The organism is Rhodococcus sp. NPDC003348 (assembly GCF_053589375.1).
In genome coordinates, this window is sequence record NZ_JBSFRT010000043.1 from 1 (window position 1) to 18602 (window position 18602).

An 18602-nucleotide genomic window follows, 5' to 3' on the forward strand; every position below is an offset into this window, starting at 1 on the left:
CTTTCGTTCGGTTCAACCGAACGAAAGTGCCCTTCAGCCGTTTCGGGGGGTGCATGATCGTCGGCGTGCGTGAGATCACCCTCGACCTCGAAGCGGTTCGGCTGCGCGCCCTGACGTGGGGCCCCGACACCGGGCGGCTGGCGGTGCTGCTGCACGGTTTCCCGGACACCGCCCACACCTGGCGACACCTGGGTCCGGCCCTTGCCGACGAGGGTTGGCGGGTGGTGGCCCCGTTCACCCGTGGTTACGCGCCCTCGGCGGTGCCGGCCGACCGCAGCGGGCACATCGCCGCACTGATGGACGACGCCGTCGCCATCCACACGCAGCTGGACGGCGGGACGGATGCGGTGCTGGTCGGGCACGACTGGGGCGCGATCGTCGCGAACGCCCTCGCCGCCCACACCGACAACCCGTTCGCCGCGACCGTCGCGCTCGCGGTGCCGCCGTTCGCGACGCTGCGGACACCCGCAGCGCTCCGTGTGCTGCCGAGGCAGTTGCGCAACAGCTGGTACATCCCGTTCAACCAGCTGCCCTTCCTGCCGGAGCGCTACGCAGAGCCGCTGGTGCGCCGGTTGTGGGCGGACTGGTCACCCGGATACGACGCGAGCGACGACCTGCCCGCGGTGCTGGCGGCGATCGCCGATCCGGCGCACGGCCGCGCGGTGATCGGTTACTACCGAAACATGGCGCGTCCCTTCCCACGGGTGCCGGCGCGTTACCGGCGCTGGACGGGGGCGGAGATGCGGCTTCCGACGACGCCGACGCTCTACCTGCACGGTGATCGTGACGGGTGCCTCGATCCGCGGCTGGCCGCGCTGGTGCCGCCGGGCCTGCCGCGGGGGAGTGAATTTCACCTGATCGCCGATGCGGGCCACTTCCTTCAGTTGGAGCGGCCCGCGGAGGTCAACGGCCGCATCCTGAAGTTCCTCAGCGCGAACTGACGACGGTCCGGCGACGTAGGCGTCCGGTGCCCGGCACCGACGCCCACACCGCCAGTGCGAGAACGCCGTCCACCACCAGGGCCAGCGCCGCGACGAGGATCGCGCCGACCACCACCCGCGGGTAGTCGCGGAGTGCGAGGCCGTCGAAGATGTAGCGTCCCAGTCCGCCCAGGTTCACGTAGGCGGCGATGGTGGCGGTCGCGATGATCTGCAACGTCGCGCTCCGGATGCCGCCGACGATCAGCGGCAAGGCGTTCGGTACCTCGACCTGCCCGAGCACCCTGGTCTCCGTCATACCCATCGCGCGTGCCGCGTCCACGACCACGGGGTCGACGGAGGCGACGCCGGCGTAGGTGCCTGCCAGGATCGCCGGGACACCGAGCAGGACGAGCGCCAGGATCGGGGGGATCAGACCGAGCCCGAGCAGCAGCACCAGGAAGGTGAGCACGCCCAGCGTCGGCAGCGCCCGCAGCGCGTTCACGGCGCCGACGAGAACCGCCTCGCCGCGGCGCAGGTGGCCGATCAGCAGCCCCAGCGGGATCGCGATCACCGCCGACACCACCAGCGCGAGCACGCTGTAGGCGAGGTGTTCGGCGAGCCGGGTGGCGATGCCGGTCGGCCCCGACCAGTTCGCCGGGTCCGCGATGTAGGCGAAGGCGGCGGTGAAGATGTTCATGCCGGACCCTCACCCGCTCGCAGGGCCGCCGCAGCTCGACCCAGGCCCCTGCCGGTTCGGCCCAGGGCTCTGCCGGTTCGGCCCAGGGCTCTGCCGGTTCGAGTCCACGGCGTCAGGAACCGCCCGGCCAGGTACAGCGCGGCGTCGCACAGCAGCGCGAGCACCACGATCGCGATGATGCCGGCGACGATCTGGTCCGGGTAGTCCCGCTGGTATCCCCGGGTGAACAGGACGCCGAGGCCGCCGACACCGATCAACGCGCCCACGGACACCAGCGAGATGTTGGTGACGGCGACCACGCGAATGTTCGCGATCAGCACCGGAAGTGCCAACGGCAGGTCGACGGTCAGCGCGCGGCGCAGCGGTGTGTGTCCCGTTGCGACGGCCGCGTCGACCACCGCTACCGGCACCGAGTCCAGTGCCTCGGGAACGGCCCGCACCAGCAGCGCCGTCGAGTAGATGCTCAGTGCGATCACCACGTTCAGTTCGCTGAGCAGATCCAGACCGAGCAGGGGCGGAAGGAGGACGAACAGGGCCAGCGACGGGATGGTGAACGCGAGCGACGCGACGATCGTCGTCGTCCGGCGCAGCCACGGCACCCGGTGCGCGGCGGCGCCGAGTGGCACCGCCACGATCAGGCCGATGAGCAGTGGCACCAGTGCGAGGTACAGGTGCGTCCGGGCCAGGTCGAGGACGACGGAGAAGTTGTCGATCAGCCACCGCATCAGCGCACCGTGTCCGGCGTCGTCCGGCCTCGCTCCTCGTCGCGCCGCTGCCTGGCGAGCACGGCGATCACCTCCGTGGCATCGATGCCGCCGGCCACCGCGCCGGAATCGTCCACGGCCACACCGATACCCGACGGGGACGAGATCGCGGCATCGAGAGCCTGTCGCAGGTCGCCGCCCCGGGGAAACAGCGATCCGCCGGCGCGGACGCCGGCGAGGTCGGGGGAATCGGTCCACCCGATCGGGGTGCCCGAGTCGCTGACCACGAGCACCCACTCGCCGTCCCCGAACCGCAGCCCCGGAACCTGAATCCGGGTCGCGGTCCGGACCTCGCGAATTGGCACCTCCTCCGCGGTGCGAAACGACAGGCCCCGGTAGCCGCGGTCGCGGCCGACGAACGACGCGACGAAATCCGTTGCCGGGGAAGAGAGTACGGTCTGCGGTTCGGCGTACTGCTGGAGATGTCCGTGCGGGCCGAACACCGCTACCCGGTCACCGAGCGTGACGGCCTCGTCGATGTCGTGGGTGACGAACACGATCGTCTTGCGCAGGTCCGCCTGCAGCCTTCGCATCTCGGCCTGAAGCTCCGCCCGCACCACGGGATCGACGGCGCTGAACGGTTCGTCCATCAGCAGGATCGGTGGGTCCGCTGCCAGTGCGCGCGCCACCCCGACCCGCTGCTGCTGGCCTCCGGACAGTTGCGCGGGGTAGCGGGTCGCCAGCGCCGTGTCGAGGCCCACCCGCTCGAGCACCTCCAGCGCGGCGCGGCGGGCCGCCCGCCGGGACTGCCCACGCAGCACCGGCACGGTCGCGACGTTGTCGACGACGGTGCGGTGCGGCAGCAGGCCCGCGCCCTGGATCACGTACCCGATCCCGAGACGCAACTCGACCGGGTCGGTCTCCGCGACCGGGCGGCCGTCGACCGTGACGGTGCCCGACGTCGGGGTCACCATCGCATTGATCATCCGCATCGACGTGGTCTTGCCGCAGCCCGACGGGCCGACGAACATCGTCAGCAGGTGCGGCTCGATCGCCAGGTTCAGATCCTCGACGGCGACCGTTCCGTCCGGGTACCGCTTGGTGACCGACTCGAAGGTGATCAACGCCGACGCCTACCCGACCGGTTGATCCAGACCCTGCGCGGCCACCCACTGGGAGGCGGCGTCCGCGGGCTCGGTCTTGGAGTCGCCGGACACCTTCTCGTTCAGGGCGACGAGTTCGTCGGTGGTCAGTTTCGCGGACACCGCGTCCAGCACGGCGGTGATCTTGTCGCTCGTACTCTGGGCGTGCAGCAGGGGCACCACGTTCTGCGCGGGGAAGTTGTTCTTCGGGTCGGCCAGGACCACCAAGTCGTTCGCGGCGATCGCCGGGGAGGTGGTGAAGATGTTGGCGGCGACGACCTTTCCGTCGGTGAGGGCCCGGACGGTGGCCGGGCCGCCGCCGTCGGCGATCGGCACGAAGTTGCCGGGAGCGATGTCGAGGCCGTAGTTCTCCCGCAGTCCGGGCAGGCCGACGGCGCGTTCCTGGAATTCGGCGGGCGCCCCGAAGGTCACCTCCGCAGAGTGCGGGGCGAGGTCCGCGATCGAGGTCAGCTGCCAGCGGTCGGCGGTGGCCCGGGTGACGGTGACGGAATCCTTGTTCTCGCCGGGTGCCGGCGTCGCGACCGCCAGGTTCGGGCCCAGCGCGGTGGCCAGGGCGGCGTTCACATCTGCGGCGGAGGTCGCGGTCGCGTCCTTGTCGAGGAACTGCAGCAGGTTTCCGGTGTAGTCGGGGATCACGTCGATCGTCCCGTTCTCGACGGCTGGTACGTACGTCTCCCGGCTGCCGATGCCGAGTTTCGTCGTGACGTCGAAGCCATTGGCCCGCAGTGCTTCCGCGTAGATGTTCGCGACGGTCTCGGATTCGGGGAAGTCCGCCGAGCCGACCACGACGGTGTCCGGGCCGGAGCCGGATCCTCCGGTGTCGAGGGGATCGGAGTTCGAGCACGCCGAGGCGGTGATCACGGTCAGCGCGATGGCGACGCCGAGTGTGAGGCGGGAGCGCAGCGAGAACGCCATGACATCCTTCCGGTCGGTTCCGGTGTCAGCACCCGGCCGCTCGCGATGCTGCCGGCGCTCAGTGTAACGATGGAACCCGCATCCGCACGGTGAGCGAAGGAGCGTGGCGCGCGATGAATCCTCGGTTGGGCAGGACGGTCGCGGCGGCCGCACTGACGGCGGTCGCGCTCGCGGGGTGCTCGTCCGGCAGTTCGCTGACCGCCGATCCGGCCCCGGCGCCGGTCACCGTCGGGTCCGGCGAGTCAGCCGAGTCCCGCGTACTCGCGGAGATCTATGCGGGGGTCCTGCGCGGTACCGGATCGCCCGTGCAGACCCGGCTCGGCCTCGCCGAGGGGGAGGATCTGAGTGCACTGGACTCCGGTGCGGTGACGCTGGTGCCGGAGTACACGGGAAGCCTGCTGCTGCGGTTGCAGCCGGGCGCCACCGCCATCGTCTCCGACGACGTTTTCGAGGAGCTGAACAGGTCACTGCCGCAGGGTCTCTCGGTGTCCGACCACGGACTCGCGGAAGCGCCGGGTGCGGGCGACGCAGGTGAGGAGGGGAGCGACGAGCCGGCGCTCGACATCGTGCCGCTGATGCGCACCGGAGTGCTCACCGAGGCACAGGTGAAGGCGCTCAATGTGGTGGCGGGGGAACTCACGTCGGCCGAGTTGGCCGAGATGGGGGAGAGGGTGCGTCGCGGCGAGCGCAGTCCAGATCAGATAGCTGGCGATTGGCTCTCTGCGCGTTGAGTTTTCCCACCCAGTCGACCGGTGACCGCACCCGCATCGTGTCTGTATGGTCGGGTCCCGAACGGAGCCGAGCACACGGATCAGGTGGGGGGACCATGCCGAGGATTGTCGAGCGACTGACCGGATTGGCCGCAGGTGGGGCCGCAGCCCTGATCGGTCTCACGATGGCTGTGGCACCCGCCTGGGCGCAGGAAAGCACGGACTCGGGCCCGACCTATGCCCCGACGATGCTCATCCTCGATGCATCCGGATCCATGCAGCGTCCCGATCCGGCGGGCACGATGATGGACGCGGCCAAGAACGCCGTCCGCACCTTCGTCGACGCAGCCCCGGCACAGGCCAAGGTGGGGCTGACGGTGTACGGCACCGGGACCGGCAGCGACGACGCAGAGAAGGCCGCCGGCTGTCGTGACGTCCGGGTACTGCACAAGGCGGAAACTCTCGACCGGGCCGCGCTGACCGGCGCGGTCGACGGGATCACGGCGAGTGGCTGGACGCCGATGGGCACCGCGCTGCGCCAGGCCGCGGCCGCCCTCCCGAACTCGGGGCCCCGGTCCGTCGTGCTTGTCTCGGACGGAGAAGACACCTGTGCCCCGCCCGAACCGTGTGAGGTCGCCAGAGAATTGAAAGCGCAGGGCGTCGATCTGGTGATGCACGCGATCGGGTTCGCGGTCGACGACAAGGCCCGTGCCCAGCTCACGTGCATGGCACAGGCCACCGGTGGCACCTACACCGACGCTGCCGACGGCGCGGCGCTGCAGCGGACGCTGCCCAGGGTGACCGCGGCCGCGCTGCGCAACTACAAGGCCACCGGGACTCCGATCGCGGGAACACCCACCCACGACTCCGCACCGGTCGCGACGCCCGGCCAGTACCTGGACACCATCGGCCAGAAGGAGTCGCGCTACTACGCCGTCGACATCCCGGACGGTGCGACCGCCTACTTCAGTGGCACCCTCTCCTTTCCGCGTGTGCCCGGCGTCGAGGCCGTCAAGGATCTGAACGTCCTGTACCTGCGGGTCTACGGCAGCGACGGCCGCGACTGCAACGCGATGGAATTCGAGCAGGCCACGAACTCGAGTGACGGCGCGGCACTGACGGTCGCGGAGGCCTTCGACGGGGCGACGAAGAAGCGCGCGGAGGACGGCAGCGGCGCCGACAAGTGCCGCGGTGGCGGACGCTACTACTTCGTGCCGACCTGGGAGAAGGCCTCGCAGGGGATGCCGGACCGGCTGCCCATCGAACTTCTCGTCGGGATCGAGCCCGCCGCAACCGATCCCGGCCCGGCCGCCGTCGCGTCGCCGACCACCTTCGTCGAACCCACCGGTGCGGGCACCCCGGTGGTGGGCGGCGGATCCTTCACCGTCGCCGCGGACCTCGACGGAAGCGGCCGCTACACCGACACCCTCGCGCCGGGCGAGTTCGTGTTCTACCGGGTCGAGTTGGACTGGGGTCAGGGCCTGGCGTATCACGTGCACTACGACGCCAACGGCGCCGGTGGTTCCAAGAACCTCTCCAACATCCAGACCATCCTGTACGCCCCGACCCGGGAAGAGATCAATCTGGACTTCGCGGGGTACCACGGTGTCGACCAGGTGCTGCCGACTGACGCCCCGGCGGTCACCAGCGTCCCGATCCGCTACGGCAACCGCACATCCGACGACATCGACGCACGCAGTCAAGCCCTGCCGGGGTGGTACTACATCGCGGTCAAACTGGGTTCGACAGCGCAAGAAGGCGACAGCTTGCCGGTGCAGATCCGACTCGATCTGACCGTGAGCGGTACGCCCGAGAGCGGTCCCTCGTATGCGGCCGCGACGACGGACGGGATCTTCGGCGAGAACGCCGCGACCACGACTGCGGCGGCAACGGATCCCGGTGGCCGTGCCGACGACGGCACGGCGACAGGGGCGGCCGGTGACACGGCGGCAGGCGAATCCGACTCGACGTCGTCGAGCACCGGTGTCCTGATCGGGGTCGCCGCCGCAGTGGTCGCGCTGTGCGGTGCCGGTGGCTGGCTCGCGGTGCGCTCGCGCCGCGGATAGCCCGCAGCCTCGATGCGATCGGGTGGTTGTCGCGTGACGGTGACGCGACAACCACCCGGTCGAGGTTCAGGCCGCGGTCGCCATGAGCGCCGCGCGCAGGAACGCGCCCAGTTCGCGGACCGCGTCATCGGCCTCCCTGAGGATCGAGGCCTGCAGATGCGCGACGTGCCACAGTGTCGGGTACTCGCGGTACTCCACCGTGACACCCGACGAGCGGAGCTTGTCGACCAACTCGACGACCTGCGGGTAGAGCACCTCGCTGGTGCCGATGTGCACGATCGTCGGCGGCAGGCCGGACAGGTCGCCGAGCAGCGGTGCGTAACCCGGGTCGCTGCGGTCGCCGCCGCCCAGGTATGCGTCCGCGGCCTTGAACGACCACCCGGTGTTGATCACCAGGTCGCGGTCGAACGGAGTGTTGCGGGCGCCGGGGTCCACCCACGGAGCGATCAGGGCCAGTGCCGCCGGCTTCACGCTGTACCGGTCGATCAGTCGGCGGGCGGTGGCCAGGGACAGTCCGCCGCCCGCCGAATCGCCTGCGACGGCAAGCTGATCCGGGGTGAACCCGTACTCGCCCACCAGTTCCAGGTACGCGGCGACTGCGTCCTCGAGGCCCGCCGGATACGGGTGCTCCGGCGCCAGCCGGTAGTCCAGCACGTACACGGCGGCACCGGTCTCGCGGGCCAGGTGAGCGGCCACGGAGCGGTGGGTGTCCAGCGAGCCCAGCGTGAAGCCGCCGCCGTGCAGGTAAAGGATGGCGGTGCGCCGTTCCGTGGCGCCGACGGTGACCCGTTCGGCGCGCCGGCCCGCGAGGGTGAGCTCCCGGACGACGGTGTCACGGGGTAGCCGCTGCAGGACCGAGCCGGCGTCGATGATTCGGCGTGCCACCGGCGCCGGAAGTGAGGAGTGCAGGGCCAGCCGGTAGAAGGGACCGATGGTGGCGGCGACGAGCGGCCGCGGCAGGTACATCGTCAGTCCGCCTTCGGCTTCGGCACGACGCGCCCGGCGATCTCGGCGACGATCCGCTGGTAGCCGGACCCGACCAGCCGCACCCACCCGTCGAGGAGCTTGGCGTCGGCACCGATCAGCACCCGCGCCTTGCCCTTTCGGACGCCGCTGACGATGGTCGACGCGGCGTCCTCGGGGGAGGTGCGTGCCAGCTTCTTGTCGAAGAACTCCGAGAACGAGGCGAGGTCCTCGCCGGGACCGGCGGTCGCGTTGCGCGCGATCGCGGTCTTGATACCGCCCGGGTGCACGCACGTCACCTTCACCGGGTGCTTGGCGATGAGCATCTCCTGGCGCAGCGACTCGGTGAAGCCGCGTACTGCGAACTTCGCGGAGTTGTAGGCACTCTGGCCGGGCATCGACAGCAGGCCGAACAGGCTGGACACGTTGATCACGTGGCCGTCGCCGGAGGTGATGAGGTGCGGCAGGAACGCCTTGGTGCCGTTGACGACTCCCCAGAAGTCGACGTCCATGATCCGTTCGATGTCCTTGAACTCGGACCGCTCGAAGTCGCCGTGGTAGGCGATGCCGGCATTGTTGTAGACCTGGTTGACCTTGCCGAAGTGAGCGGCGACCGCGTCCGCGTACTCGAGCACCGCCTCGCGCTGGGTGACGTCGAGGTGGTCGGACCTGACCTCCGCGCCGAGCGCCTTCGCATCGCGCACGGTCTCGGCGAGACCGACGCTGTTCTGGTCGGACAGCGCGAGTTTGGCACCCTGGCGGGCCAGGTTCAGTGCGAGCGCGCGCCCGATCCCCGATCCGGCGCCGGTGATGACGACGACCTTGCCTGCGAATTCGCTCACTGAACCGTCACCTTCTCGTTGTCGTTCCTGCTGTCGCTGTCGGGAGTGGTGGCCGGGTCGCCCACGGCCGGTGCGGGGAGGTCGGCGACGTTGACGCTGTCGTATGCGTCGAGATCGAATCGCCGCGTGAGGCCCCGGAATTCGAACGTGAAGCCGGGCCACAGGGTGGTGTTGTTGCCGTGCTTGTCGAGGTACCAGCTGGCGCAGCCGCCGTTGTTCCAGACGCTGTTGCGGAGCTTGCCCTGCACCTCGCGGTTGTACCGGTCCTGGGCTTCCTGCCGTACCTCGATGGTGCCGATGTCGTTGCGCTCGATCACGTTGACGGCGTCGACCACGTAGTTCAGCTGGGACTCGATCATGTACACCATCGACGAGTGGCCGAGACCGGTGTTCGGGCCGACCAGGAAGAACATGTTGGGGTAGTTCGCGATCGACGACCCCTTGTAGCCCTGCTGGCCGTGGGTGTCGAAAACCTCGGCGAGCGCACGGCCGTCGCGGCCGAAGATGCCGGCGAACATCGGCGAGTCGGTGACGTGGAAGCCGGTCGCGACGACGATCGCGTCGACGTCCCGGCGTCGCCCGGTGCTGTCGACCACGCCGGTGGCGGTGACCTCGGTGATGCCGTCGGTGACCAGGTCGACGTTCGGCTGCGCGAGGGCCGGGTAGTAGTTGTTCGAGATCAGCATCCGCTTGCAGCCGATCCGGAAGTTCGGAGTGACCTTGCGCCGCAACGCCTTGTCCTTGATCTGCCGGCGCAGGTGCCGCTCCGCCGCGAACTGCAGCGGCTTCATGAACACCGGGGCCTTTGCGAGTCCGACGACCTGCGTCTCCCGCATCAGGTAGATGCCGAGGCGGGACAGCTTCTGGAAGCCGGGGACGTACTTGAACGCGAACCGTTCGGCCGCGGTGTACTCGCGGTCGGCGCGCGGCAGGATCCACGGCGCGGTGCGCTGGTACACGTCCAGCTGCGAAACCTTGGCGGCCAGCTGCGGGACGATCTGGATGGCGGACGCACCGGTGCCGATCACGGCGACCCGCTTGCCGGTCAGGTCGTAGTCGTGGTTCCACTGTGCCGAGTGGAAGATCTCGCCCTCGAAGCCGTCGATGCCCTTGATGTCCGGCAGCGAAGGCTCGCACAGCGCGCCGACGGCGGTGATGACGATCTTCGCGGCGAAGGTACCCCGGGACGACTCGACGATCCAGCGGGACCGGTCGGCGTTCCAGTGCGCGGACCGCACGTCGCAGTTGAACACGTGCTTGTCGAGGACGTTGTACTTGCGGGAGACCGTCTCGATGTAGCGCTTGATCTCCGGCTGCGGGGAGAACGAGCGCGTCCAGTCCGGATTCAGCGCGAACGAGTACGAGTACAGGTGGGACGGCACATCGCACGCGGCACCGGGGTAGGTGTTGTCCCGCCAGGTGCCACCGACGTCGGATCCTCGCTCGAGGACGAGGAAGTTCTTCTTGCCCTCCTGGGACAGTTTCACGGCGGCGCCGAGGCCGGCGAAGCCGCTGCCGATGATCAGGGTGTCGATCTCTCGCGCGGTCGCTCCGGACTGCACCGCAGTACCTGTAACTGGAAGACTCATGTAGTGCAGAATATGGGCTTACTGAGCCGCGGTCAATAGCTTGTTGACCGACGTTCAGTAAGGTGGTGAGTCATGGAGCCGGTCAAACGCACCCGGATGAGTCCGGAGGAGCGACGCGCCCAGTTGCTCGACCTGGGCGCGCGGATGCTGGCCGAGCGGCCCCTCGAACAGATCTCCGTCGAGGAGATCGCCGACCAGGCCGGGGTGTCCCGCGGCCTGCTTTTCCACTACTTCGCGTCCAAGCGCGACTTCCACCTCGCCATCGTCCGGCACACGGGCGCGGACATGCTCGTGCAGACCGAACCCGATCCGGACCTCGAACCGATGGAGATGCTGCGCCGGTCCGTCGCCGCGTACGTCGACTACGTCAGCGACAACCGCAGCACCTACGTCTCGCTGCTGCGGGGCAGCGCGAGCGGGGACGCGGAGATGCGTGAGGAGTTCGAACGCACCCGGGCTGCGATGGCGGACCGCATCGCGACCCACCTGCCGCGCATCGGCATCGAACCGAACGCCCGCATCACCCTCGCCGTCCGCGGCTGGATCGCGTTCGTCGAGGAGGCCACCATCACCTGGCTACGTGAGCCGCAGATCAGCCGCGAGGAACTGATCGACCTGCACGTTCAGGCCTTGCCCGCGGTCGCGCTGGCCCCGGACATTGCGGCCGCGCTGCTGCGGTAGCCACCTCCTCGGTGTCCCGGCTGCGTTCAGGCCGTGGCAGTCACCGGTAGCAGTACGAATCGGACGAGGCGTCGCCGCCCTGGAGACGGACCTGGTGTGCACGAAGACCCCGAAAGTCGTCGCCATGCGGGAAGAATCGCTCGTCGACGGTCATCCCGCCCTGAGGATCGGTGTGCATCAACGCCATCCATGCGCCGACACCATCCGGATAGAACTGGTCGTCCCAGGCGCCGTACAGGGAGTTGGTGACGTAGACCCGCTTGCCGTCCCTGCTGATCTCGACCATCTGCGGACCGCCGGACAGCGGTTCGTCCGGTGCCGCCGGATGCGCTGCGCGGCCGACGATCCCGCCGAGACGGACGGACGCGGTCTCCGTCGGGTGGGCGGGGTCGCGCACGTCGAACTGCTTGAGTTCGCCGGTGCCCCAGCATGATACGTAGAGGAAGTTGTCGTCGACCGACAGGTCGATGTCGGTGACCAGCGGGGGCACCGCGCCGAACGGCTTCAGTGCGGGTGGCAGCTGGTCCGGATCGGCAGGCTCGGCCGGGATCGTGATCACCTTGTCCACCGCCCAGTTGCCGTCCTCGCGGTGCCACCGCCAGACCGAGGCCGACAGGTCCTCGGTCGAAATGACGACACCGACGAATCCCCACGTGGCTTCCGGGTCGTGCGACGGGCGCAGTTCCAGTGGCATCTGGTGCTGCGCGCCGAGGTCGACTCGCTGCCGGTGCTCGCCGGTGGCGAGGTCCCAGAAGTGGAGTGCGTGCCCGTACTCGTTCGCCAGCAGCAGCTCGGGTACGAGCCCGTTCTCGAGCATCGACGGTGTGCCCCATTCGCTGCTGATCAGCGTGTTCCGGCCCAGATGCCACCAGGCGTCGTACGCGAAGTACTGCGGGCCCCGATCGGTTTCCCACTGCCGGAGCACGTCGAACGTGCCGTGATCGAGTAACGCGATCCCGCCGGGGCCGTCCGATCCGTCGGCACCGCCGAGGCACGTGAGGAACACCCCGTCCGGCCCGCAGTGCAGCGTGTGCGGTCGGGAGTAGCCGGCCTTCGCGGCGAGATCGGCTGCGTCCACGACCCTCGTCACGGTGGGGTGACTCGGGTCGGGTTCGGTGTCGAGCACGTACAGCGCGGACGAGCGTATGCCGGGCACGATCAGGTAACGGCGGGCCAGCCCCGCCATGTCGTGACCCTCGTGCTTCAGCGCGCTGCTGCACGCGTTCCAGCCGAAATGGTGCAGCTCGTTGCCCAGCCCGGGCACCTCGGTCCAGCCGATCACCCGGCCGTAGGTGTCAGAGCCGGGGTCGACGTCGACCACGCTCATCGCGTCGGGTTTGTCGGCCGCGCGGTCGAACGCGGCCACGTAGGCCAGTTTCTCCGGTGGTGCTGCGGCCGCGTCCGCCGCGGTCCGATAGAAGGTCGGGTCGATGGCTGGCTGATTCATCTTCAGCCTCCTTCGTCGAGACGATGAGACCCGCACATCAGCCTATGAGAACCCGCCGAGCTACGGAACCGTCGCGACAACTCGACACGGAACGGCCGGCCGGTCGAGTAGTCGACTACGCGCGCCCTGAGCGGGGTAGGGGCGCACGATCGAGGCGGAGCACGGCCGACGACGTCGACCCGCGGCGCTGGGGTTCGTGCTTGGAGGAGTGCGACATCATGCGAACCGGACTCGTGGAAATGGGGGTCCACTCGAGGGGCGCTCCCGACCTGCTGCTCCGTTCCAGTCGGCTGCTCGCCACCGCGGCCGGCGCCGATTCACTGTGGATCCACGATCACCTGATGGGCTTCGTGTCTCCGTCGCTGTGGGCGCCTCGCCACATCGCCGCCGCGCGCGTGGCGCAGAGCGGTGACGCCTTCTTCGAGCCGTGGACGGCGCTGGGTTACCTTGCCGCGCGCAACCGATTGGCGCGGCTGCGACTCGGGGTGGGCGTCACCGACACCGGTCGGCGCAACCCCGCGGTGACCGCCCAGGCGTCCGCCACCCTGCACCTGCTGACCCGGGGCCGGGCAATTCTCGGGATCGGCCCGGGTGAGCGGGAGGGGAACGAACCATACGGGGTCGAGTGGACGAGGCCGGTCGCCCGCTTCGAGGAGGCCGTTGCGACGATCCGGTTGCTGTGGGACTCGGGTGGACGTCCGGTGAGCCGGGATTCGGCCTTCTTCCCGTTGAAGGACGCGGTTTTCGACGTCCCGCCGCACCGCGGTACCCGGCCGCAGATCTGGATCGCCGCCCACGGCTCTCGAATGCTGCGGGCCGCGGGCAGGTACGCCGACGCGTGGTTCCCGGCCTACCCGCAGCGTCCCAAGGATTACGGCGTGAAGCTCACCCGGATCCGGGCCGCCGCATCGGACGCGGGACGCGACCCCGATGCGATCACGGCGGCGGGGTACTTCATGGTCATTCCCGGACGCTCCCGCGCCGAGGTGGACGAGATGGTCGGGTCCGTGGGCGCGAGGGCGCTCTGCCTGTGTGTCTCGGCCGAGGGGTGGGCGCGGCACGGCGCGGAGCACCCGTTGGGTCCAACCTTCACCGGAATCCAGGACCTTCTGCCGCAGACCCTGACCGAGGAGACCGCCCTCGCCTACGCGGACAGGGTGCCGGAATCCCTGTTGCGGGAGAGTTGCTTCGCGGGCACGCCCGCCGAGATTCTCGACCAGGTGGCGGAGTGGCGCGACCACGGGCTGGGCTACCCGGTGCTCATCAACATCGGAGCGATGTGCCATCGCGGACTCCGCGACGGCCTGCTCACCACGTCTCCGTTCCTGAAGGTGATGCGCGGTCTGAAACGCCTGTGACGAGTGCACATGACGGCAGCGGGTTCACAGGTGACGCAGGAACCGATCGGGGCCGTCGAGGAATGACCGCCAGTCGCGCACCACGTCGAGTTCGTCCCACACCGGGTGCTCGATGCCCTCGTCGGTGAGCTCCCAGATGTCGGCGCCCGGGCAGGCGGCGAGGACGGGGGAGTGGGTCGCCATGATCACCTGCGACCCCTCGGCGACCAGGTCAGCGATCACCCCGAGCAGGGCCAGGCTGGACCGGAACGACAGCGCCGCCTCCGGCTCGTCGAGGATCCACAGGCCCACCCCGACCGGCCGCTCCGCCACGTAGTGCAGGAAAGACTGCCCGTGGGACAGCTCGTTGAAGCCCTGGTCGTCGCCGCGGACCCGGTTGGCGTCGGCCCGCGCGAAGAGGGCGTGCATGGATTCGGCGCGCAGGAAGCAGCCGCCGTACGGCCGGGGTCGGGCGCCGACACAGGTCAGGTGCTGCGGCAGGTCGGTGTCCTCGGAGCTGCCGCCGGCGGACCACATCCGGTCCTGGGCGCCGGTGAATCCCCACTGCCACGCACCGGCGACGGCCTCGACGAGCGTCGACTTCCCGACGCCGTTCTCGCCGACGAGCACGGTCACGGGGTTCGTGAATTCGAGCCCACGACTGCACAATTCGGCAATCGCGGGTACATCCAGATACCACGAAGCCGGATCGAATCCATCCCTTGGGGTGAACTCGACCCGGCTCAGTGGCAACATCACGGCTCGCCGTGGGGCAGCGTCACGTCAGGCGATCAGCGGAACGCCTCGTCGATGATCTCCTGCTGCTCGACCGCGTGCACCTTGCTCGAACCCGAGGACGGGGCCGACATGGCGCGGCGAGAGATCCGCTTGATGCCGGTCAGCAGCTCCGGAAGCAGTTCCGGCAGCGCCAGACCGAACAGCGGCCACGCACCCTGGTTCGCCGGCTCCTCCTGGACCCAGCGGAAGTCGGTCGCGTTCGGGTACTGCTTGAGGGTCTCGCGAAGACGACGGGCCGGCAGCGGGTACAGCTGCTCGATCCGGACGATCGCGACGTCGTCGCGGCCTTCCTTCTGCTTGCGCGCCAACAGTTCCCAGTACAGCTTGCCGCTGACCAGGAGCACCCGGGTGACCTTGTTGCGGTCGCCGCCGCCGGTCTCGTAGGTGGGCTCCTCGAACACCGAACGGAACTTGCCGGTGGTGAAGTCCTCGAGCTCGGAGACCGCGGCCTTGTTGCGCAGCATCGACTTCGGGGTGAAGACCACCAGCGGGCGGCGGATGCCGTCCAGGTGGTGGCGGCGCAGCAGGTGGAAGTACGAAGCCGGAGTGGACGGCACCGCGACGGTCATCGAGCCCTCTGCACACAGCTGCAGGAAGCGCTCGATACGACCGGAGGTGTGGTCCGGGCCCTGGCCCTCGTGACCGTGCGGCAGCAGCAGCACGACGTCGGACAGCTGACCCCACTTGGCCTCACCGGACGAGATGAACTCGTCGATGATGGTCTGCGCGCCGTTGACGAAGTCGCCGAACTGCGCCTCCCACAGCACCAGGGCGTCGGGGTTGCCGACCGAGTAGCCGTACTCGAAGCCCAGGCCCGCGTACTCGGTGAGCGCCGAGTCGTAGACCATGTACTTGCCGCCGTTGTCCGCATCCGCGGCGATCTGCGCGATCGGGTTGTACTCGTCGCCGGTCTTGCGGTCGATGAGCACCGAGTGGCGCTGCGTGAACGTGCCGCGCCGTGAGTCCTGGCCTGCCAGGCGCACCAGGGCGCCCTGCTCGACCAGTGAACCGAACGCGAGCAGTTCCGCGTACGCCCAGTCCACCTTGCCCTCGCGGGACATCTCGTGGCGCTTCTCGATGACCGGCTTGACGCGCGGGTGCACCGTGAAGCCCTCGGGGACGTTCAGGAACGCGTCACCGATGCGGGCGAGGGTTTCCTTGTCGACCGAGGTCTGCAGGCGGGCGGGCGGGGTCTGGTCCAGCTCGACCGACTCCGACGGTTCCGGCTTGAACTTCTCCAGCTCGCGAACCTCGTTGAACACCCGCTCCAGCTGGCCCTGGTAGTCACGCAGGGCGTCTTCGGCTTCCTTGAGCGAGATGTCGCCGCGACCGATCAGGGCCTCGGTGTAGCTCTTGCGGACGCTGCGCTTGGTGTCGATCAGGTCGTACATCGCCGGCTGCGTCATCGACGGGTCGTCGCCCTCGTTGTGACCGCGACGGCGGTAGCAGATCATGTCGATGACGACGTCCTTGTTGAACTTCTCGCGGAAGTCCACGGCCAGCTGCGCCACCCAGACGCAGGCCTCGGGGTCGTCGCCGTTCACGTGGAACACCGGCGCCGCGATCATCTTCGCGACGTCCGTGCAGTACTCGGACGAACGCGAGTGCTCCGGGGCGGTGGTGAAGCCGACCTGGTTGTTGACCACGATGTGCACGGTGCCGCCGGTGCGGTAGCCGCGCAGCAGCGACAGGTTCAGGGTCTCCGCGACGACGCCCTGACCGGCGAACGCGGCGTCGCCGTGCAGCATCAGCGGCAGGACGGTGAAGCCCTCCTGGCCCTTGTCGAGGATGTCCTGCTTGGCGCGGACCAGACCCTCGAGGACCGGGTCGACCGCTTCGAGGTGCGACGGGTTCGCGGTGAGGGAGACCTTGATGTCGTTGTCGCCGAACATCTGGATGTACTGGCCCTCGGCGCCGAGGTGGTACTTCACGTCGCCGGAGCCGTGCGCGGCCGCCGGGTTCATGTTGCCCTCGAACTCGGTGAAGATCTTCGAGTACGGCTTGCCGACGATGTTCGCGAGCACGTTCAGGCGGCCGCGGTGCGGCATGCCGATGACGACCTCGTCGAGGCCGTGCTCCGCGGACTGGTCGATGACGGCGTCCATCATCGGGATGACGGACTCGGCGCCCTCGAGCGAGAACCGCTTCTGGCCGACGTACTTCGTCTGCAGGAACGTCTCGAACGCCTCGGCGGCGTTGAGCTTGCTCAGGATGTACTTCTGCTGGGCGACCGTCGGCTTGACGTGCTTGGCCTCGACCCGATCCTGCAGCCACTTCGTCTGCTCGGGGTCGAGCATGTGGGTGTACTCGACGCCGATGTGCCGGCAGTACGCGTCACGCAGGATCGACAGCACGTCCCGGAGCTTCATCCGGTCCTTGCCGTGGAAGCCGCCGACGTTGAACTCGCGGTCCAGGTCCCACAGCGTCAGGTCGTGGGTGGTGACGTCGAGGTCGGGGTGGCTGCGGAACTTGTCCTTGACGAACTGCAGCGGATCGGTGTCGGCCATCAGGTGACCGCGGTGCCGGTACGCGGCGATCAGTTCGAGCACCCGGGTGCTCTTGTCGACCGCGCCCTCGGCCACATCCTGACGCCAGCGGACCGGCTCGTACGGAATGTGCAGCGAGTGGAAGATCTCGTCGTAGAACTTGTCGCTGATCAGCAGGTTGTGGATCGTGCGCAGGAAGTCGCCGGACTCGGCGCCCTGGATGATCCGGTGATCGTAGGTCGAGGTCAGGGTCATCAGCTTGCCGACGCCCATCTCGGCGATCTTCTCGGCGCTCGAGCCCTGGAACTCGGCCGGGTACTCCATCGCGCCTGCGCCGATGATCGCGCCCTGGCCCTGCATCAGGCGGGGGACCGAGTGCACGGTGCCGATGCCGCCGGGGTTGGTCAGCGAGATGGTGACGCCGGAGAAGTCCTCGGCGGTGAGCTTGCCGTCCCGGGCGCGCCGGACGATGTCCTCGTACGCCGAGTAGAACTGCACGAAGTTCATCGTCTCGGTGCCCTTGATGGCGGCGACGACGAGGGAACGGCTGCCGTCCTTGCCGGGCAGGTCGATGGCCAGGCCGAGGTTGGTGCTCGCCGGGGTGACGACGTTCGGCTTCCCGTCGATCTCGGCGAAGTGCCGGTTCATGTTCGGGAACGCCTTGACGGCCTGGATGATCGCGTAGCCCAGCAGGTGGGTGAAGGACACCTTGCCGCCGCGGGTGCGGGCGAGGTGGTTGTTGATGACGATCCGGTTGTCGAACATCAGCTTCGCAGGGATGGCGCGAACGCTGGTGGCGGTCGGGATCTCGAGGGAGGCGGACATGTTCCGCGCCACCGCGGCGGCGGCGCCGCGCAGCACCTTCGACTCGGGCGCGCCGGTCGAGGTGGCGGCCGGAGCAGCGGGCTTGGCGGCCGGAGCAGCGGGCTTGGCGGCCGGGGCGGCGGGCTTGGCCGGAGCAGGGGCGGCAGCGGCGGGGGGAGCAGCGGGGGTGCTCGGCGCAGCCGGGGCGGGCGGCGTCGGAGCGGGCGCGGCCGGAGCCGACGCAGTCGTGACGGTGGCGGTGCCGTTGGTGGCGGTGCCGTTGGTGTAAGTGGAGGAGGTGGTCGCGGGAGCGGTCGCGGGGATCTGCCCGTTCGCGCCCGACGCATCCGGCTTGTAGTCGGTGAGGAACTCGTGCCAGCTCGCGTCCACGGATGAGGGATCATCCTGGAAACGCTGGTACATCTCGTCGACAAGCCACTGGTTCTGTCCGAATTGTGACGTAGAACTGCTGCTCACGGC

The 18602-nt window shown here is 69.0% G+C and carries 15 protein-coding genes; 5 read left to right on the plus strand and 10 right to left on the minus strand.

Annotation, left to right across the window (positions count from 1 at the left end):
* Window positions 1-65: 65 nt before the first annotated feature.
* Window positions 66-941: an alpha/beta fold hydrolase gene (locus ACWDU4_RS22970; RefSeq protein WP_450116241.1), complete on the plus strand. Its 876-nt coding sequence runs from the start codon at window positions 66-68 to the stop codon at window positions 939-941.
* On the opposite strand, the gene ACWDU4_RS22975 is transcribed toward ACWDU4_RS22970, so the two are convergent.
* The 4 genes from ACWDU4_RS22975 to ACWDU4_RS22990 are packed head-to-tail and all read right to left on the minus strand — an operon-like array spanning window position 928 to window position 4399.
* Entirely contained in the window at window positions 928-1617 is a 690-nt protein-coding gene (locus ACWDU4_RS22975; RefSeq protein WP_450116242.1) for an ABC transporter permease, read from the minus strand. The genes ACWDU4_RS22970 and ACWDU4_RS22975 overlap by 14 nt on opposite strands.
* Window positions 1614-2342, minus strand: a complete 729-nt coding sequence (locus ACWDU4_RS22980) for an ABC transporter permease (protein ID WP_450116243.1) — start codon at window positions 2340-2342, stop codon at window positions 1614-1616. The genes ACWDU4_RS22975 and ACWDU4_RS22980 overlap by 4 nt, the downstream gene beginning before the upstream one ends.
* On the minus strand, window positions 2342-3445 hold the full coding sequence (locus ACWDU4_RS22985; RefSeq protein WP_450116244.1) for an ABC transporter ATP-binding protein: 1104 nt from the start codon (window positions 3443-3445) through the stop codon (window positions 2342-2344). Before ACWDU4_RS22985 ends, ACWDU4_RS22980 begins: the two co-directional genes overlap by 1 nt.
* 9 nt (window positions 3446-3454) lie before the next feature.
* A complete protein-coding gene (locus tag ACWDU4_RS22990) occupies window positions 3455-4399 on the minus strand; it encodes an ABC transporter substrate-binding protein (RefSeq protein ID WP_450116245.1) in 945 nt (314 codons plus the stop codon).
* A gap of 113 nt (window positions 4400-4512) precedes the next feature.
* Here ACWDU4_RS22990 and ACWDU4_RS22995 point away from each other — a divergent pair, with 113 nt between their 5' ends.
* On the plus strand, window positions 4513-5130 hold the full coding sequence (locus ACWDU4_RS22995) for a glycine betaine ABC transporter substrate-binding protein (RefSeq protein ID WP_450116246.1): 618 nt from the start codon (window positions 4513-4515) through the stop codon (window positions 5128-5130).
* A gap of 95 nt (window positions 5131-5225) precedes the next feature.
* Entirely contained in the window at window positions 5226-7175 is a 1950-nt protein-coding gene (locus ACWDU4_RS23000; protein WP_450116247.1) for a vWA domain-containing protein, read from the plus strand.
* Window positions 7176-7241: 66 nt separating this feature from the next.
* Here ACWDU4_RS23000 and ACWDU4_RS23005 read toward each other — a convergent pair whose 3' ends face one another.
* From ACWDU4_RS23005 to ACWDU4_RS23015, 3 genes are read right to left on the minus strand one after another with little or no spacing between them, the layout of a single operon-like run.
* Window positions 7242-8141 carry an alpha/beta hydrolase gene (locus ACWDU4_RS23005; RefSeq protein WP_450116248.1) on the minus strand — a complete coding sequence of 300 codons (900 nt, stop codon included), beginning with the start codon at window positions 8139-8141 and terminating at the stop codon, window positions 7242-7244.
* 2 nt (window positions 8142-8143) lie between these two features.
* On the minus strand, window positions 8144-8980 hold the full coding sequence (locus tag ACWDU4_RS23010; RefSeq protein ID WP_450116249.1) for an SDR family NAD(P)-dependent oxidoreductase: 837 nt from the start codon (window positions 8978-8980) through the stop codon (window positions 8144-8146).
* Window positions 8977-10569 (minus strand): flavin-containing monooxygenase, encoded by a 1593-nt coding sequence (locus ACWDU4_RS23015; RefSeq protein WP_450116250.1) that lies wholly within the window; start codon window positions 10567-10569, stop codon window positions 8977-8979. The genes ACWDU4_RS23010 and ACWDU4_RS23015 overlap by 4 nt, the downstream gene beginning before the upstream one ends.
* A 72-nt stretch (window positions 10570-10641) precedes the next feature.
* Here ACWDU4_RS23015 and ACWDU4_RS23020 point away from each other — a divergent pair, with 72 nt between their 5' ends.
* On the plus strand, window positions 10642-11250 hold the full coding sequence (locus ACWDU4_RS23020; RefSeq protein ID WP_450116251.1) for a TetR/AcrR family transcriptional regulator: 609 nt from the start codon (window positions 10642-10644) through the stop codon (window positions 11248-11250).
* A 40-nt stretch (window positions 11251-11290) separates the two neighbouring features.
* Here ACWDU4_RS23020 and ACWDU4_RS23025 read toward each other — a convergent pair whose 3' ends face one another.
* Window positions 11291-12697 carry a selenium-binding protein SBP56-related protein gene (locus ACWDU4_RS23025; RefSeq protein ID WP_450116252.1) on the minus strand — a complete coding sequence of 469 codons (1407 nt, stop codon included), beginning with the start codon at window positions 12695-12697 and terminating at the stop codon, window positions 11291-11293.
* Window positions 12698-12915: 218 nt separating this feature from the next.
* Here ACWDU4_RS23025 and ACWDU4_RS23030 point away from each other — a divergent pair, with 218 nt between their 5' ends.
* Window positions 12916-14055 (plus strand): LLM class flavin-dependent oxidoreductase, encoded by a 1140-nt coding sequence (locus ACWDU4_RS23030; RefSeq protein ID WP_450116253.1) that lies wholly within the window; start codon window positions 12916-12918, stop codon window positions 14053-14055.
* Window positions 14056-14079: 24 nt separating this feature from the next.
* On the opposite strand, the gene ACWDU4_RS23035 is transcribed toward ACWDU4_RS23030, so the two are convergent.
* Window positions 14080-14790, minus strand: a complete 711-nt coding sequence (locus tag ACWDU4_RS23035; RefSeq protein WP_450116254.1) for an AAA family ATPase — start codon at window positions 14788-14790, stop codon at window positions 14080-14082.
* Window positions 14791-14825: 35 nt separating this feature from the next.
* Entirely contained in the window at window positions 14826-18599 is a 3774-nt protein-coding gene (locus ACWDU4_RS23040) for a multifunctional oxoglutarate decarboxylase/oxoglutarate dehydrogenase thiamine pyrophosphate-binding subunit/dihydrolipoyllysine-residue succinyltransferase subunit (RefSeq protein WP_450116255.1), read from the minus strand.
* Window positions 18600-18602 lie beyond the last annotated feature (3 nt).

Excerpts from the sequence above, each read along its gene's own strand:
- ACWDU4_RS22975 (WP_450116242.1), bottom strand. The coding sequence starts at position 1,617 with ATGAACATCTTCACCGCCGCCTTCGCCTACATCGCGGACCCGGCGAAC.
- ACWDU4_RS22980 (WP_450116243.1), bottom strand. The coding sequence starts at position 2,342 with ATGCGGTGGCTGATCGACAACTTCTCCGTCGTCCTCGACCTGGCCCGG.
- ACWDU4_RS22990 (WP_450116245.1), bottom strand. The coding sequence starts at position 4,399 with ATGGCGTTCTCGCTGCGCTCCCGCCTCACACTCGGCGTCGCCATCGCG.
- ACWDU4_RS22995 (WP_450116246.1), top strand. The coding sequence starts at position 4,513 with ATGAATCCTCGGTTGGGCAGGACGGTCGCGGCGGCCGCACTGACGGCG.
- ACWDU4_RS23000 (WP_450116247.1), top strand. The coding sequence starts at position 5,226 with ATGCCGAGGATTGTCGAGCGACTGACCGGATTGGCCGCAGGTGGGGCC.
- ACWDU4_RS23005 (WP_450116248.1), bottom strand. The coding sequence starts at position 8,141 with ATGTACCTGCCGCGGCCGCTCGTCGCCGCCACCATCGGTCCCTTCTAC.
- ACWDU4_RS23015 (WP_450116250.1), bottom strand. The coding sequence starts at position 10,569 with ATGAGTCTTCCAGTTACAGGTACTGCGGTGCAGTCCGGAGCGACCGCG.
- ACWDU4_RS23020 (WP_450116251.1), top strand. The coding sequence starts at position 10,642 with ATGGAGCCGGTCAAACGCACCCGGATGAGTCCGGAGGAGCGACGCGCC.
- ACWDU4_RS23025 (WP_450116252.1), bottom strand. The coding sequence starts at position 12,697 with ATGAATCAGCCAGCCATCGACCCGACCTTCTATCGGACCGCGGCGGAC.
- ACWDU4_RS23030 (WP_450116253.1), top strand. The coding sequence starts at position 12,916 with ATGCGAACCGGACTCGTGGAAATGGGGGTCCACTCGAGGGGCGCTCCC.
- ACWDU4_RS23035 (WP_450116254.1), bottom strand. The coding sequence starts at position 14,790 with ATGTTGCCACTGAGCCGGGTCGAGTTCACCCCAAGGGATGGATTCGAT.